The following is a 15,233-nucleotide window of genomic DNA, read 5'->3' as shown; positions in this document are numbered from 1 at the left end:
GTTTCGGCGACGACTACTTACTTCCAGGTAACAGTCGGCAGGACGTTTTCTTTGATGACACGATCTTTATGATCAATAGCGGTCTTTAAAATACTTCCAATAACATCCTCAGTCAATAGATGCGGTTTTAATCCCAGATCTAGCAAGCTCGTATTGGCAGCTTCATAGAAATGCTCTTCCTTTTCAACCCGAGGATTTTCCAGGTGAGCAATGTTCACGGACAATCCTACTTTTGCTGCTGCTTTTTTGACCATCTGAGCCAGTTCCATAACCGAGAATTCTTCTGTAAACTGATTGAAAACACGGAACTCCCCGGCGTCAGCTGGGTTTTCGGCTGCAATTTCAATGCAGCGCACGGTGTCTTCGATATTCAAAAAGCCGCGTGTCTGTCCGCCTTTTCCGTAGACAGTCAGGTCATGGCCAATGGCAGCCTGAATGATAAAGCGGTTCAGCGCAGTACCGAATACAGAATCGTAATCGAGGCGGTTGGCAAGAATCGGGTCCAAACTGGTTTCGTTTGTAGATAGCCCGTATACGACCCCTTGGTTCAAATCAGTTGCACGAATTCCCCAAATACGACAGGCGAACATGATATTGTGGCTGTCATGGACTTTGGACAAGTGATAGTAGGAACCTGGTTGCTTTGGGAAAGGCAACCGGTCTTTTCGGCCTTTGTGCTCGATATCCAAATAACCTTCTTCAATCGGAATATTCGGTGTCCCGTATTCACCCATGGTCCCCAGCTTGATCAAATGGCAATTCGGTACAATGTCTTTTATCCCGTAAAGCACATTGAGTGTTCCGACCACATTGTTGACCTGGGTATAAATCGCGTGTTTCCTGTCAATCATCGAGTACGGTGCAGACCGCTGCTCCGCATAATGGACAAATGCTTCGGGCTGCTCTTTTTCAAGGACCATCTTCAAGAAATCAAAATCCTGCAGATCGCCTTCATATGTACGTATTTCTTTTCCGGTTAACTCCTTCCATTTAGCTACCCGTTCTTCGAGGGCGGCAATCGGTGTGAGTGAATTGGATCCTAATTCTTCATCAATATGCCTTCTCACCTTACTATCCACAATTGATATGTCGTGTCCTTTTTGAGATAAATACAAAGCAGTGGGCCATCCGCAAAATCCGTCTCCGCCTGCTACAATAATCTTCATCTGAAATTCCCCCATTCCGACAATTTGTCTGACGGTCCTGATGTTACTCTTTTATTAATATCAGATTTTTCAGATTAATACATATATCTTTTGTACCACTTTAAGGTGAAAAGTAAACATTCAAACCGAAAAGCCATCCCTTACAGGATGACTTGCAATAATACAGTGATAATAACTAGGCCAGCGACGAATGAAGGATAGCTGCTGTTTTTCTCGACTGGAAGTTCATCGTTTAAGATATTCAAAATGACGCCTCCAGTAAGGAAGGCAGAGAAAAACGCAATATTCAACTCGGTAGTTTCCGTGAAATTATAAAGTACCCATCCAGCTAATACGGACAAAGCAAGGGTCCAGCGGCCAATTCGGGTATAAAGTTCTTCATGGGTCAAATGCAGGACCCGATTATTGGCGATAAAATGAAAGGAAAAAACAATAAAGTAAATGAAGTAATCGATGAGCTTATCGCCGCTCAAATCAATAAGCAGATAGCCGATCAGCACGTTATAAAGGGAGAACGAAAGAATATCCAATGCGAAAACCGGTTTGCTCGGTCGTGTGAGGTCTTTTTGTCTTTTGTTTTTTTCTTGGGATTTGTCATTCAATTGACTGATCCCGTAGAAAAAAGCGATGCCGGCAAGAGTCGCAAGGTAAGTCACATAATCAAGGTTTTCCAACCAAGTCGGCAAATGAGCCTCTTCGGCTACTTCTTGATAATGGGTCAACTCAGGGACCAGGTGCAGGAAGACGTAAGCAATCGAGCCGCCGGATACAAAAGACATTAACCTGTTTTTCGGTTTGCGATCCAGGAACTTAATGTAATTCGTAAAGATATGAATTAACATGAAACCGATAATAAACGCCAGGCTCAGATAGAACATCGAAGCACCTCCTGAGTATTTTAACTACCTATACCCGAATTCACATAACAAGATCTTTGAGTTGAAGAAAATAGTTTAACGGAAACAAAGGGCTGCAAGATCAAAACTCTGAACGAAATACTCCGAATCTGCGTATGCAGCAACAGATTTTGGGTATACATAAAATACTCATATTGAGAAGGCTCAAAATTAGAGCGGAATGGAGAACAGTTATGGACTTATTGCTTACCATCTTTCTTTTGCTGATTTGTCTGCTTATTTCAAATGTCGTGAGCCATTATATTCCTTTTATCCCTACGGCATTAATCCAAGTGGCTCTTGGAATTATTTTGGTTTTGGTTTATCAGGACATTTCCTTTGAAATCGAAACGGAATGGTTTTTGCTGCTGTTTATCGCACCGTTGTTATTTAATGACGGCCGCCATTTTCCGCGGGAAGAACTCTGGCAAATGAAAGGTCCTATCTTAGGCAATGCCATTATTTTGGTGTTGCTGACAACTATCGTCGGCGGTTATTTTATTCACTGGCTGATTGATGAGATTCCGCTTGCTGCTGCATTTGCCTTAGCGGCTATCCTGTCGCCTACAGATCCGGTGGCAGTGAACGGCATTGCACAGCGAATTCGGATTCCGCAGAAAGTGCTGAGTCTGGTGAGAGGCGAGTCACTGATTAATGACGCCTCAGGTCTTGTGGCATTTAACTATGCGGTGACGGCTGTTGTCACAGGGTATTTTTCGTTGTCGGAAGCTGTCTTGGACTTTTCTTATAAATTTTTTGCTGGCGGGTTGTTGGGTCTCCTACTCGGATTGCTGATTATTGGAATCCGTTTGGTTCTCCGTAAGCAAGGCATCAATGATGTAACGTTTCATACCCTGTTGCAGATCATGACTCCGTTTTTGATTTTCATTGTCACAGAAGATATTCTCCATGCTTCCGGTGTCATCGCGGTGGTGGTTGCGGGAATTGTGCATTCCCTGGTTAGGGAGCAGACTGAAACCTTTATAGCCGAAGAACAAGTGGCGACTGAGAATATTTGGACAATCATTCTCTTTGTTTTGAACGGTATTGTGTTCCTGTTGCTTGGCTTGAATATCCCCACCTCAATGAGCGGTGTTCTGGAAAATCCGAATTCCAGCTTATGGCTGATTTTTTCATATGTGGTTGCTATCGGTTTAATGATTCTTGGAATCCGTTTTATTTGGGCTTATCTGTTTTCCGTTTATGAATACCGCTTCGGTAAAATGGAAGAAGCCGCTAAACCCAGTTTGAAATTAACGTTATACGTCAGTTTAACGGGAGTACGCGGAACAGTAACGATGGTCGGGGTCTTGTCATTGCCTTTTCTATTGGATACCGGAGAGGCCTTCCCCAATCGTTCACTCATTCTCTTTTTAGCTGCAGGGACGATTTTATTCACGTTGATCGTTGCGACGATTCTGCTGCCGCTGCTGAGCAAGGGGCAGCTGTCCGACGGGAAAGAAGAATTGAAAATGGATTTGGAGGAAGCACGGCGCCGCATTTTGCTTGATTCGATCAAAAAAATCAAATCTGAAATAACAGAAGAAAATGAAGCCGCCGCTTACGAATTGATGGATGAATACAAATTGCGGTTCCAACAGATTCAGCCCGAAGAAGATGCCGCAGAGCAAGCGAATAAAAAGTACCAGCGGAAAATGCGGGAAGTCCGCCTACAGGCATTGAAGCTTGAACGAAAATACATTCAGGAGCTCCATCGCAAAAAAGAGCTGACTGGTGAAGTGTACGAAGCCTTTGAAAGTTCTTTGGACCGCCGGGAAGAAGTGATTGCTGATACTACGCGTTCAACGTTCTTGTATTTGCAAGGTAAGCTGATTCGGGCATGGCGGCGCTTTAGAGGACAGAATCTCAAAGAAGAAGAGACGCGTTTGGTTGAATTCCAGGAAGGGCGCGAAATTCAGTTGCACGCATTGCAGGCAGCGTTGCAAGGGCTTGAAAAAACAGCAGGAAAATACAAACCTAAAAAAATTATGGATGCAGTCATCTCTGATTACAAGCAGATGATCAGCCGTTTGAAAAAGCCGGAAGCTTTGTATGATGAGAAATACGAGCTGCAGAAAGAAGAATTGCGGGTCATTGTCATGGACATGGGCCGCTCAGAGATTTACCAGATGTATGCTGCAGGCGACATCACAAGAGAGCAATCCAAAGAATTGAGGCGCTTCATCAATTACATTGAAAGTGTCACGTTGCACGAGCACGGAGAATGATTGGTGTCTGTCTAAGAGATTTTGCTAGTAGAGCTATCTGATCTATCCACAGTTCTCGGCCTAACTGAATAGGGTTCAACGCTTTTGAAAGGGATTTAGACTTTTTCGTTGAATCTTTATTAATAATATGCGAAGGAGGAATGTTGGATGATCAATCGTTATTTACAGAACGGGCTGCAAGGAAAGTATGCACATTATCAGACGGACATGCTATTTGATGGTTTGAGTTGGGAACAGGCTGGCGAAAAACCGGAAGGCAGTCCCCATTCTGTCTGGGAACTGTTGTTTCATATGAATTACTGGCAGGATTTTATATTGGTGGAGTTGAATGAAGAAAAAACGGAAAGTCCTGAAGATTTAAAATCATGGCCCAGTTCTCCGTCTCCTTCAAACGAAAAAGAATATACAGACGCGGTAACCCGATTTTTGAAAGGCTTGGGAAGAGCGACGCAGCAAGCTTCCAAAGATTCATTGGAAGAAGGAATCGGGGGAAGAAAAAGAACGCCTGCAGATTTGTTGATGGTTCTCATCAATCACAATAGCTACCATGGTGGACAGGTGGTCTTTGCCCGCCGTTTGATCGGTGCCTGGCCACCGCCTTCTACTCAAGACGACAATTAAAACGAGTGTCAATAAAAAAACAGCGCCGGAAATCGGCGCTGTTTTTTACTATTCATGAAGCAAAGAGAAGCTGTAGCCCTGTTTTTTGATGGCTTGGATCAGTTGAGGCAGGATAGCTACGGTTTGCTCTAATTCATGCAAGAGAATGATGGCGCCATCCTCCAGGTTTTCTGCCACATAGCGAATGATTTGATCGGGATTGTCTTTCAGTTCCCAATCCATCGAGGCAATTCGCCACAAGACGGTTGTTAAGCCTAATGCCTTTGCTGCTTTTAAGGTATTGGAATCAAAACGTCCATAGGGCGGACGGAAATAATTAACCCGTGTGCCGGTGATGCTTTCAATATGGGTTACGCTGTTCTTGAGATCCAGGTATTGTTCCTCGTAGGACAGCTGCACCAAATTGCGGTGTTTCATGGAATGTGTGCCGACAACATGTCCCTCGTCCAGCAGCCGTTGCCATGGCCTTGCCGGATATAACAGGCGAGACTGCCAAAAGAACAGGGCAGGCACGGCTTCCTGTTTCAGGATGTCTAAAATCTGCGGCAGCACTTTGCTTGGGCCATCGTCAAAACTGAGGACCACAGACTTGTTGCTGCCGTCTTGATTGAGCGTTACGATTTGCGGGTGAGTAGAGTCGTACACGACCCTGGATTGGTCAACTGCTCATGGACTTTTAATCACGAAGATCATCTCCTTTTGCTGTCAAATTCCAGCATCGAAATAAGCCGTTTGCGGTTCGGATGTATAAGTTTCCCGGTATTGGGAATCAGAGAATTTTTCAGGTGGCCCGTCGAAGATCAACTTGCCGTCTTTTAAAGCCAGGATGCGGGTAGCATAGCGTTTCGCCAATTCAATGTCATGAACATTGATGATGGTCAGCAGGTTCAAACGCTCATGCATTTCCGTCAGCAGCGTGAAGATATGATTGGAAGTGCCGGGGTCCAAGCTTGCAACCGGTTCATCTCCAAGCAAAATTTTTGGTTGTTGGGCCAAGGCACGGGCAATGCCCACACGCTGTTTCTGTCCGCCGCTCAGGTGCTCGACTTTCCGATATGCCATTTCCGACAAGCCGACATCTTCAATGACTTTTTTAGCTAAAGCCAACTCCTCAGCTGTGAACCAACCAATCAGGTTTTTGAAAGAAGAACGGTAGCCGAACATGCCGGTCAGGACATTTTGCATGACGCTTAAGCGGGGAATCAGGCTGAAATGTTGAAAGATCATCCCGGTCTGGCGGCGTACTTTGCGCAGCTGTTCTTCGTTATGAAAAGAAATGTCTTGCCCATCAAAATGGATTTCCCCGCCAGTGGGCTTTTGGAGGCCGTTCAAGCAACGGATGAATGTTGACTTTCCTGCACCACTTTTGCCTAGTACACAGACAAAATCGTCTTTTTCGAGAGACAGGCTGACATCAGCAAGCGCTTCGGTTTTCATATTTGGGTAACGTACAGTTAAATTTTTCACTTGAATCATATAGCCACTCCTTTAAATGACGCGATTTCGAATGGTGCTGGCCAAAAAGTCGATGGCAATAACCATGATCATAATGATCAAGACATCCAGCGATACGGAAGAGTATTGAAACGTTTTAAAGTCATTGAACAAGCGCTGGCCAATACCGCCGCCGCCGATAAACCCTAAAATAAGCGAGGTGCGGATGGCGACTTCAAAACGATAGAAAAACTGGGACAGCACATTCGGCCAAATTTGTGGAAGGATGCTGAACAGGTTGGCCAGCCAGTTTTTGGCGCCGACTGCACGCATCGCTTCCTGTGGACCCGGATCGGCGGCTTCGATCAACTCGGAAACAAGCTTCCCAAAAACGCCGATATTATGGAACATAATGGCGATGACAGCGGGAAATGGTCCGAGACCGAGTGTTGTCAGCAAAATCAAGCCGAATACAATTTCAGGGATGGAACGTACAAAGCTGAGTGTGACACGTGTAAATTGGAAAAGGGCCTTTGAAGGCGCGGTATTGCGTGCCGCAAGGAAGCTGATCGGCAAAGCGATCAATAAACCGAAGACACTTCCCAGAAAGGCCATTGCCAAAGTTTCGAATGTATCTTCCAGCATACCCGGCAACTTGGAAAAATCCATCGGCCACCATTGGGCCAGGAAGTCGATCATGTTGCGGAAATCCTTGAACTTAGTGAGGTCGAACTCCGTAATCCTCATGCTGAAATAAATCAGCACCAGAACGATTAATACTGTAATAAAATTGCTTTTCTTAAACCACAAGCTAATCAACTCTATTCTTCAATGATTCCTTGCTTTATCGCGGCTTGTTTGATGCTTTCGTAATCTGCATTGTCAGCTTCCGTAAAACCGGTTGCGCCGAATGCATCAAGGATTTCGGGATCTTCTATCGCCAAAAATGCTTCCCGCAGTTTTGCGACAGTTTCATCATCAGTGCTTTCAAGCACAGCCCATGGGTATTGGAACAAAGGCTCAGACTCCCAGATGATTTTTAATTGGTCTTCATCGATTTTACCTGATTCCAATAATTGATTATAAATGGCGCTGTCGATAGCACCTGCATCAACTTGTTTGTTTTGAACAGCCAATGCCGTTGCATCGTGTGATCCGGTAAAACGAACAGTTTCAAATTCATTTTCCTGCTCAGACTCATAGACACCGCGGTCCTGCAGTTCAATAGATGGAATCAAGGAACCGGAAGTTGAATTTGGATCGCCGAAAGCGAACTGCACTTCACCGGGATTTTCCAATAACTCGTCTAAAGAAGCAACTGGATTGTCTGTATGGGTGATGACATAGGCATTGTAGAAAGGTTCGCCATCAACCAATTGGGTAATGATGGCTTTGGCGTTGCTGTTTGCTTCAGCGATTACATAGGTTAACGGACCAAGGTAAGCCATATCAATTTGATCGTAATTCATGGATTCAACGACGCCATTGTAGTCGGGATATACTTCAATTTCGACTTCGCGATCCAATTCTTCAGCAAGGATAGTTTGCAGTTTATCCATTGCCGTCTGCATTTCACCTTCTGTTTGGGCTGGAATTACACCGATAGTGAAGGGTTCCTGGGTGTCGCCTGTTGTTGAACTTTCTTCTTCAGCTGAATCGTTTCCGCAGGCTGACAGGAACAAGGCCAGCAAAAGTATAGAAACGGTTAAAATCCATTTTTTCAATACAAGCACCTCTTTATCGTTTTGGGTATAGAGCATATATCAAAACAAGGACTCCTGCAGAGTCCTTGCACAAAGCTTAATTTTAAGCTTTTCATTCTTTTGAACAGCCGGTGATCTTAAACTACTTGGATCCGTCCGGCATTGTCACTGCTTACATTGCCGATAATGGCTGATTGGACGTGGTTTTCCAACAGCTCCTGCTGCAAAGCCTCGGCTTCTGATTCAGGGACTGATATCAGCAGTCCTCCAGAAGTGACAGCATCACATAAGATCAATTGATCGATTTCACTGATGTTATCGGCATAATCGATGTCATCTGCAAGCCATTGACGGTTTTTTCTCGTGCCGCCTGGAATGACATTTTGTTCGGCGAGCTCTTTTGCACGCTTCAGGACAGGGACATCCTGGTTTGTCACGGTTACGCCGACATTGCCGCCTTTGGCGATTTCCATCGTATGGCCAAGCAAGCCAAATCCGGTCACGTCCGTACAGGCATTGACGGTGTATTTTTCCATCACTTCTGCTGCGGTTTTATTCAATGTGGCCATGACATTCATGACTTCATCCAAATCCTCTTTTTCCAAAATACCCTGTTTGATGGCAGTCGTTAAGATGCCAACACCAATCGGTTTGGTCAAAATCAGCCGGTCTCCCGGTTTTGCACCGGCGTTGGAACGGATCCGGTCGGGGTGGATTGTGCCGGTTACGGAAAGTCCGAATTTCGGTTCCTGATCATCGATTGAATGGCCGCCGACCAAAGTGGCGCCTGATTCCTTGACCTTGTCAGAAGCACCAGCCAGGATATCAGCTAAAATGCTTTTATCCAATGTGTTGATTGGGAAAGCGACAATATTCATGACAGTCAGCGGCTTGCCACCCATCGCATAAACATCGCTTAAGGCATTGGCTGCACCAATTTGGCCGAACATATAGGCATCGTCCACAATCGGGGTAAAGAAATCCAAAGTCTGTACTAATGCTGTTTCATCATTGATTTTATAAACACCTGCATCGTCAGCTGTTTCCAGGCCGACCAAAAGGTTGGGATCATCTACATTTTTCGGTAAGTGACGCAGAACCTGCGCCAGGTCCTCAGGACCAATTTTGCAGCCTCAACCGCCTTTTGTAGATAAAGAAGTTAGTTTTACAGTTTCTTTTTCAACCATGTCAATCTCTCCTTTTCAAAATCATATTCTATTATACAATGTAAATTTTTTTATTTTACAATACGCTTGTAAATTTCCAGCAAAGTTTCGGCTTCGCGTTCACTTGAATGATGTTTTCTCACATAAGCTTCAGCGGCATGGCCAATACTTTCCCTTATTTTGTTATTATTCATGAGCTTTTCAGCATAATCAAGGAATTCGTTTCGGCTTTTGTATAAAAGCCCTGTTTCCCCATTGGAAAGGATGCTGCTGTTGCCGGGAATATCCGAAGCAAGCACAGGCACAGCATAGCCCATCGCTTCAAGTATCGTTGCAGGTTGCCCTTCTGACAGGGAAGTGTTCAAGACCACGTCTGCCTGTTGATAAATAGCCGCCATGTCTTCATGCGGCACTTGACCAAGATAACGAATCCATTCTTGGTGGCGGTTAACAAGGCCGAGAACGGTTTGCCCTTCCGCTTCTTCCAGAACGGGTCCCACCAGCCAGAGCCGAAGCTGTGGATAGCGCAAATGCAAATCATGGAGCATTGAAATTGCAGCAGGTATGTTTTTGACTTTTCGAATGCCTGCAGGCAAGAAAAACAAAAAACTGCCCGGTTCTTTTTTGACAGGAGAAGTTCCTTCGGGAGCAGGGAGATTGCCTTGGGGCATAATAAACACTTTATCAGCCACTCCCGGAACTTCTTTCAACAACAGATTTTTGGCTTTTTCATCGAATACATGAATGGCTTCTGCTCCGTGCAAAGAAGCGAGGACATCTTTTCGTTTCTCCGGATCAAAAAGGTCATGGTTGAGATCAGTGCCTGTGATCGTGACAATGTAATGGTCGGGCATTCGATCCAGCTTTTGCAGAAATTTATAGAAATTATAAGCATGAAATCCATGGACGATATCAGCTGGCGGAAACGAATGAATGGTATTGTCGTCTGTTGTCGAGACAATTTCCGTATCTAGACCCAGTTTTTTTAGATTATCTGCGATTCGTTGTACTGTTATTGTGTTGCCGCGCAGCTGCGGGTAATTCGGTGAAGCTAAAACAATTTTCATTTTCTTCATCCTTTTATTCCGTGATTAGAAGTTATAAACACTTCTGGTCTATTAGATTATCCGGAAGCCTGTGGGGCTTGTCACTTAACTTGTCTTTCATCAAGAAAAAAAGACTGCCTAAGAGGCAATCTTTTGGTGGCTATGCGGCTGAAAAGATGCCGCTTCGCCAGTGCGTCTTATGCCCGTCGAATCTACACGGGCGCTTCAGCATTTCAGTATGTATTTGGCGGGATTGTGTGGGAATCGAACCCACCGAGCCTGGCACGCAGGCCCCTCAGGGTTTTGAAGACCCAGGAAGACACCAGTCACCCATCCAACCCCATATAGTAGTAGCGGACTTGTACAAGTTTATACTGAAAAAAAGTTCTGTGCAAGACAGGTGCTTAAATATGCGTTTGGATGTGAGGCTCAGGCTTGAAACCGCCTTTAGTGAAGACTAAAGTAAAGGGAGAAGCAATAAGAGAAGGCGTGTGAAGAAAATGGAAGAACGGTATTTTACCATCGGCATGGCTGGGCATATCGATCATGGCAAAACGAGTTTGACGAAAGCTTTGACGAATGTTGATACGGACCGATTAAAAGAAGAGAAAGAACGGGGCATTTCCATTGAATTGGGCTATGCGCCTTTGCAGTTGGAAAACGGTGTCTTCGCGTCGATTGTGGATGTGCCGGGTCATGAGCGGTTTATCCGCCAGATGATTGCGGGCGTTGCGGGAATTGATTTGGTGATTTTGGTGGTGGCAGCGGACGAAGGCATTATGCCGCAGACAGAAGAACATCTGGAAATTCTGCAGTTTTTGGGAGTGAAACGCTGCATTGTGGCCATTTCAAAAATCGATCGGGTTGATGAAGTGATGCTCGAATTGGTGATGGATGATATCAAAGAACGGTTGTCGGGAACTGTTTTTCACGGAGCGCCTTATGTCACGCTCGATAGCCTTTCAGGTACAGGGATAGATGAATTGAAGCAGACGATTCTAACAGAATTGAATACTGCCGAATTCCGCGACGCTTACGGTTCTTTCCGGTTGCCGATTGATCAGGTTTTTTCGGTTCAAGGACAAGGGACAGTAGTCAGAGGGACCGTGTATGAAGGAGTGGTCCGGAAAGCGGCGCAGCTGCTGATCTTGCCGGGAGAAATTCCCGTGAAAGCGAGACAAATTCAAGTGCATCACGAAGAACGCGAACAGGCACGGGCAGGCCAGCGGACAGCCATCAATCTTGGCGGCATCGATCGGACAGCTGTAAAACGTGGAGATGTATTGGTGGATTCCGAGAATTTCCTGGTGACGGATACTCTCGATGTTGCATTGCAGGTGATTGGCCGTAAATTCACTCCTTTAAAACAACGCACAGCTGTCAAAGTTCATATCGGCACATCTGAAGTGATGGGGAAGATTGTCTTTTTTGACCGCAAGGAACTGGAGCAGACACCGGACGAAGTACTATGCCAAATTCGCTTGGATGAAAAAATTGTAGTCCGCCGGGGCGACCGGTTTATTTTGCGCCGGCCAAGTCCAATGGAGACGATTGGAGGCGGTTGGGTGATCCAGCCAACTGGCGGCAAGTACCGCTTTGGCACAGAAACCATTGAAATGCTTCGCCAATACCAACAAGGGACGCCGCAGGATTTGGTGGCGGATGCACTGAACAAATATCAGCTGCTTGATGAACAGCAGCTGATGCAACAGACTTCACTGGATGCCGGCGTCTTGAAAGCTGCTTTAGCAGATGGGGTGGCTTCGGGATTGTGGATGGAAATTCCGCGACAAGGCTATAGCTTAAGCAAAACCTTCATTAAAATAAAAGATGAGTTTCTGGAAAGGCTGCGGAAATTTCATGAGGAGTTTCCAATGCGCACCGGCATGGGCAAAGCGGAAATGATTCAGTCGGCGAGTGGGGCCTATCCGAAGCCGCTTCTTGAATACAGTTTGAACTTATTGGGTGAACAACAGGAAATCAAGCGAACTGGTCAATTTGTAGCGATTGCACATTTCCAGCCGCATTTACCGAAAAAGTGGCGTGCGCGAATGGAACAGGTAATTGTTGCGTTAGAGAAGGACGGTTTCCAAGTGAAGAAATGGGAAGAGTATTTCCTTGGATCACCGTTGCCTAAAATGGAAATCGCTGAATTGACAGTTTATTTGCTCGAAACTTCTCAAGCTTATCGATTAAAGGAAGATACGTTGATCCACCGGACTGCGTTTCAAGAAGCGTTTCAGCTGTTGAAAAATAACACGGGATCTTCATTTGATTTGAAACAGGCAAAGGATATCCTTAATTTATCGAGAAAATACATGATCCCGTTTTTGGAATTGCTGGATGAGCAAAACTATACGAGACGGGCAGAAGACCAGCGTTACTGGATGGAGGAGAAGTGATGAAACAGTATTTGCGGCAGCTTCCGGCGATTCATGAATTACAGAAAGATCCTCGCTTTAAAGAATTGAAAATGCTGTTCCAGCTGAGCGATGTGCAGCTGACTGAATTCCTGCAAAAAGAAATAGGCAAACTGCGGCAGAGTTTGCTGGCGGAAGAGACGCTGGTTAAAGAAAAAGTTCCGGATTTTGCCGGGCAGCTTTTCAACTTGGTTGAAGACCGGATCAGTGAGTGGCAGAAAGACCGTTTGGAACGGGTAATCAATGCGACGGGTACGGTTCTGCACACCAATTTAGGGCGTTCCCGTTTAAGTGCCGCGTCTATCGCCCATGTTGTAAAAACAGCAGAAAATTATTCGAACCTGGAATATCGCTTAACGGAAGGAAAGCGTGGATCGCGCCACGATATTATTGAAGATTTATTAGTGGAAGCAACCGGTGCTGAAGCTGCAATGGTCGTAAATAATAATGCAGCAGCTGTGTTTCTTGTTCTAAGTGCATTGGCCAAAGAGCAGGAAGTTATTGTCTCTCGCGGCCAATTGGTGGAGATCGGCGGTTCTTTCCGTGTCTCTTCTATTATGGAAGAAAGCGGCGCACGGCTTGTTGAAGTCGGAACGACCAACAAGACCCATCTCTATGATTACGAGCAGGCGATAAATGAAGAAACCGCCATGATCATGAAAGTCCATACCAGCAATTTCAAGATGATCGGTTTCACAGAAACTGTGGAAACGTCTCAATTAGCCGCATTGGCGAAAAATCATCATGACGTCATTTTCTATGAAGACTTAGGCAGTGGCGCGCTATATGACTTTAAAAAGCACGGAATCGGAGATGAACCGGTTGTCCGTGAAGTGATCGAAAGCGGTGCAGACCTCGTTTCCTTCAGTGGTGACAAGCTGTTGGGCGGTCCACAGGCAGGGTTGATTGCCGGTAAAAAGGAATGGATCGACCGATTGAAAAAGCATCAATTGGCACGTGTCCTGCGTGTCGATAAAATGACGTTGGCGGCATTGGAAGAAACCTTGAAACAGTATTTGGGCGATCCTGAAAAAATCAATGAACTGCCCACGGTCCGGGACATAATCCGCCCGGCGGCAGCTATTCAAGTGCAGGCACAGTCATTTGTGGATAGGTTGCAGTCACAGTCTTCGAAGTATCATAGTGAGCTCAAGGCAAGCACTTCCCAAATAGGCGGCGGCACAATGCCAGGAGTGGAAATCCCCACCTATGTGGCAGCAGTGAAACATCAGACATTGAGTGCTGAACAAGTAGCGGCTCGCTTAAGGCAGTCCAAGCCGGCCATCATAACCCGCATTCAAGATGACGGGGTATGTCTGGATTTTCGGACTGTCGAAAATTCAGAGATGGTCGCTTTGGTCGCGGGATTTGTGGCTTGTGAATAATCGTGCAGGATGGAAAAGGTGAACCGGGAATAATCCGGTTCACCTTTTTGATTGCTGTTATTCATTCAAAACGGAATGTTCTTTGTAATCAAATGCAATATCAGGGAGGAGAGAGGGCTCGACATTTTCCCAAATCAATTGATTGCGTGTAGTCTTGTCCAACCTGAAGGACATGACACTTTGGTCAGTTACTTTATCGTTTGGCCCAGCCACTGGGTAAACCCAGGAAATAGAGATATCCTTCAGTTCCCCGAATTCTGATAAAGGCGCCAGGATGGCGATTGCCTGCTGCCACATGAGCTGTTTGGTTGAAATAGTGGTGAATCCTTTATCCGCATTTAAGATAAACTCTGCATCCCACCCCGATGACACCTGATAAACTGAGATATCTACGATACGTTCTTTATCCATATTGCTCTTTTCTCCAAGTTCTTCAATGACGGTTATCTGCAGTCTGGCTGTTAAGTTTTTTGCTTCCTCGGATTCGGGCTTTAGCATCCAGCCACCGACAACAAGAAGAATAAGGACCAGCCCCAATACCCATGGCCAGGCAAAAGAGAGGCCTGACTTCTTTTTTTGCATATTCGCCATTGGCTCACAACTCCATTTCAGTCTATTCATCTTATATTATATAGAAGATTTCTAAAGATCTTTGTTTATTAGGACCAAAGAAGGGTATTTTTTAATACATACAGAACAAAAAGAATCAATGAAAACTCTCGCGCGGCTGAAAAGGAGGAAGAACAGATGAGTGAATTGCATGCTGACGAAATGTCGCCAGTGAAACTGGAGGAATTGAACGGTCTTTATGGAGATATGAAAAAATTTTATTATAAATACAGACCAGATTTGGAACAGCTCAAAGACCAAGAGGAAGCGGCACGGATGATCGGCAATTTGAATATGCTGGCACCGTACAATCAAGAAGAGCATATTGAAGCTATCCAGTTTCTGTATTATTTCTTAACCAAGTATTGCTGGCCAGAAAATCTGCAGGCGGAAGCAGAGATGGAATCTTTATTGCAGCGTGCTAAAAAAGTTATGCCGAGAGAAAAGCGGCAACGCCAAAAGATGAGAAAATGGCTGCGCCCGATAGATGCAGGAGAACAGCCGCTTGCCTAAAAGACAAGCACAATAGAATGGGAAGCCAAGAAGGGCCTGCAAAGGT

14 protein-coding genes and 1 tRNA gene are annotated in these 15,233 nt (G+C 45.3%); 5 read left to right on the top strand and 10 right to left on the bottom strand.

The features are described from left to right. Positions 1 to 17: 17 nt before the first annotated feature. Together H9630_RS14175 and H9630_RS14170 are read right to left on the bottom strand one after the other, a co-directional pair. On the bottom strand, positions 18 to 1,166 hold the full coding sequence (locus tag H9630_RS14175; RefSeq protein ID WP_191716146.1) for an NAD-dependent epimerase/dehydratase family protein: 1,149 nt from the start codon (positions 1,164 to 1,166) through the stop codon (positions 18 to 20). Positions 1,167 to 1,306: 140 nt separating this feature from the next. Further along, positions 1,307 to 2,044, bottom strand: a complete 738-nt coding sequence (locus H9630_RS14170; protein ID WP_191716145.1) for a hypothetical protein — start codon at positions 2,042 to 2,044, stop codon at positions 1,307 to 1,309. A 212-nt stretch (positions 2,045 to 2,256) separates the two neighbouring features. Between H9630_RS14170 and H9630_RS14165 the strand changes: the two genes are divergently transcribed. Together H9630_RS14165 and H9630_RS14160 are read left to right on the top strand one after the other, a co-directional pair. Further along, complete coding sequence (locus H9630_RS14165; protein WP_191716144.1) at positions 2,257 to 4,290, top strand: Na+/H+ antiporter; 2,034 nt, start codon at positions 2,257 to 2,259, stop codon at positions 4,288 to 4,290. Positions 4,291 to 4,437: 147 nt separating this feature from the next. After that, complete coding sequence (locus tag H9630_RS14160) at positions 4,438 to 4,911, top strand: DinB family protein (RefSeq protein WP_191716143.1); 474 nt, start codon at positions 4,438 to 4,440, stop codon at positions 4,909 to 4,911. Between the two features lie 48 nt (positions 4,912 to 4,959). Here H9630_RS14160 and H9630_RS14155 read toward each other — a convergent pair whose 3' ends face one another. From H9630_RS14155 to H9630_RS14125, 7 genes are all read right to left on the bottom strand, one after another. Continuing rightward, positions 4,960 to 5,556: a polysaccharide deacetylase family protein gene (locus H9630_RS14155; protein WP_318248000.1), complete on the bottom strand. Its 597-nt coding sequence runs from the start codon at positions 5,554 to 5,556 to the stop codon at positions 4,960 to 4,962. A gap of 60 nt (positions 5,557 to 5,616) precedes the next feature. Beyond that, positions 5,617 to 6,387, bottom strand: a complete 771-nt coding sequence (gene phnC, locus H9630_RS14150; RefSeq protein ID WP_191716142.1) for a phosphonate ABC transporter ATP-binding protein — start codon at positions 6,385 to 6,387, stop codon at positions 5,617 to 5,619. Positions 6,388 to 6,399: 12 nt separating this feature from the next. Beyond that, positions 6,400 to 7,155, bottom strand: a complete 756-nt coding sequence (gene phnE, locus H9630_RS14145) for a phosphonate ABC transporter, permease protein PhnE (protein WP_191716141.1) — start codon at positions 7,153 to 7,155, stop codon at positions 6,400 to 6,402. A gap of 11 nt (positions 7,156 to 7,166) precedes the next feature. Further along, positions 7,167 to 8,069, bottom strand: coding sequence for a phosphate/phosphite/phosphonate ABC transporter substrate-binding protein (gene phnD / locus H9630_RS14140; protein WP_191716140.1), 903 nt, complete (start codon positions 8,067 to 8,069; stop codon positions 7,167 to 7,169). A 116-nt stretch (positions 8,070 to 8,185) separates the two neighbouring features. Further along, positions 8,186 to 9,235: a selenide, water dikinase SelD gene (selD, locus tag H9630_RS14135; protein WP_191716139.1), complete on the bottom strand. Its 1,050-nt coding sequence runs from the start codon at positions 9,233 to 9,235 to the stop codon at positions 8,186 to 8,188. Between the two features lie 50 nt (positions 9,236 to 9,285). Then, on the bottom strand, positions 9,286 to 10,281 hold the full coding sequence (locus H9630_RS14130; RefSeq protein ID WP_191716138.1) for a glycosyltransferase: 996 nt from the start codon (positions 10,279 to 10,281) through the stop codon (positions 9,286 to 9,288). Positions 10,282 to 10,505: 224 nt separating this feature from the next. Beyond that, positions 10,506 to 10,602 (bottom strand) — tRNA-Sec (locus H9630_RS14125). A gap of 158 nt (positions 10,603 to 10,760) precedes the next feature. Here H9630_RS14125 and selB point away from each other — a divergent pair. After that, on the top strand, positions 10,761 to 12,662 hold the full coding sequence (gene selB, locus H9630_RS14120; protein ID WP_191716453.1) for a selenocysteine-specific translation elongation factor: 1,902 nt from the start codon (positions 10,761 to 10,763) through the stop codon (positions 12,660 to 12,662). Further along, on the top strand, positions 12,662 to 14,065 hold the full coding sequence (gene selA / locus H9630_RS14115) for an L-seryl-tRNA(Sec) selenium transferase (protein ID WP_191716137.1): 1,404 nt from the start codon (positions 12,662 to 12,664) through the stop codon (positions 14,063 to 14,065). The genes selB and selA overlap by 1 nt, the downstream gene beginning before the upstream one ends. A 57-nt stretch (positions 14,066 to 14,122) precedes the next feature. Here selA and H9630_RS14110 read toward each other — a convergent pair whose 3' ends face one another. After that, positions 14,123 to 14,656, bottom strand: a complete 534-nt coding sequence (locus tag H9630_RS14110) for a hypothetical protein (protein WP_191716136.1) — start codon at positions 14,654 to 14,656, stop codon at positions 14,123 to 14,125. 156 nt (positions 14,657 to 14,812) lie between these two features. Here H9630_RS14110 and H9630_RS14105 point away from each other — a divergent pair, with 156 nt between their 5' ends. Next, complete coding sequence (locus H9630_RS14105; RefSeq protein WP_191716135.1) at positions 14,813 to 15,187, top strand: hypothetical protein; 375 nt, start codon at positions 14,813 to 14,815, stop codon at positions 15,185 to 15,187. Positions 15,188 to 15,233: the final 46 nt, after the last annotated feature.

The organism is Planococcus wigleyi, from assembly GCF_014836985.1.
Classification (GTDB): Bacteria; Bacillota; Bacilli; order Bacillales_A; family Planococcaceae; genus Planococcus; species Planococcus notacanthi.
The sequence above is the reverse complement of the archived record's forward strand: the minus strand, read 5'-3'. Positions and strand labels throughout refer to the sequence as shown.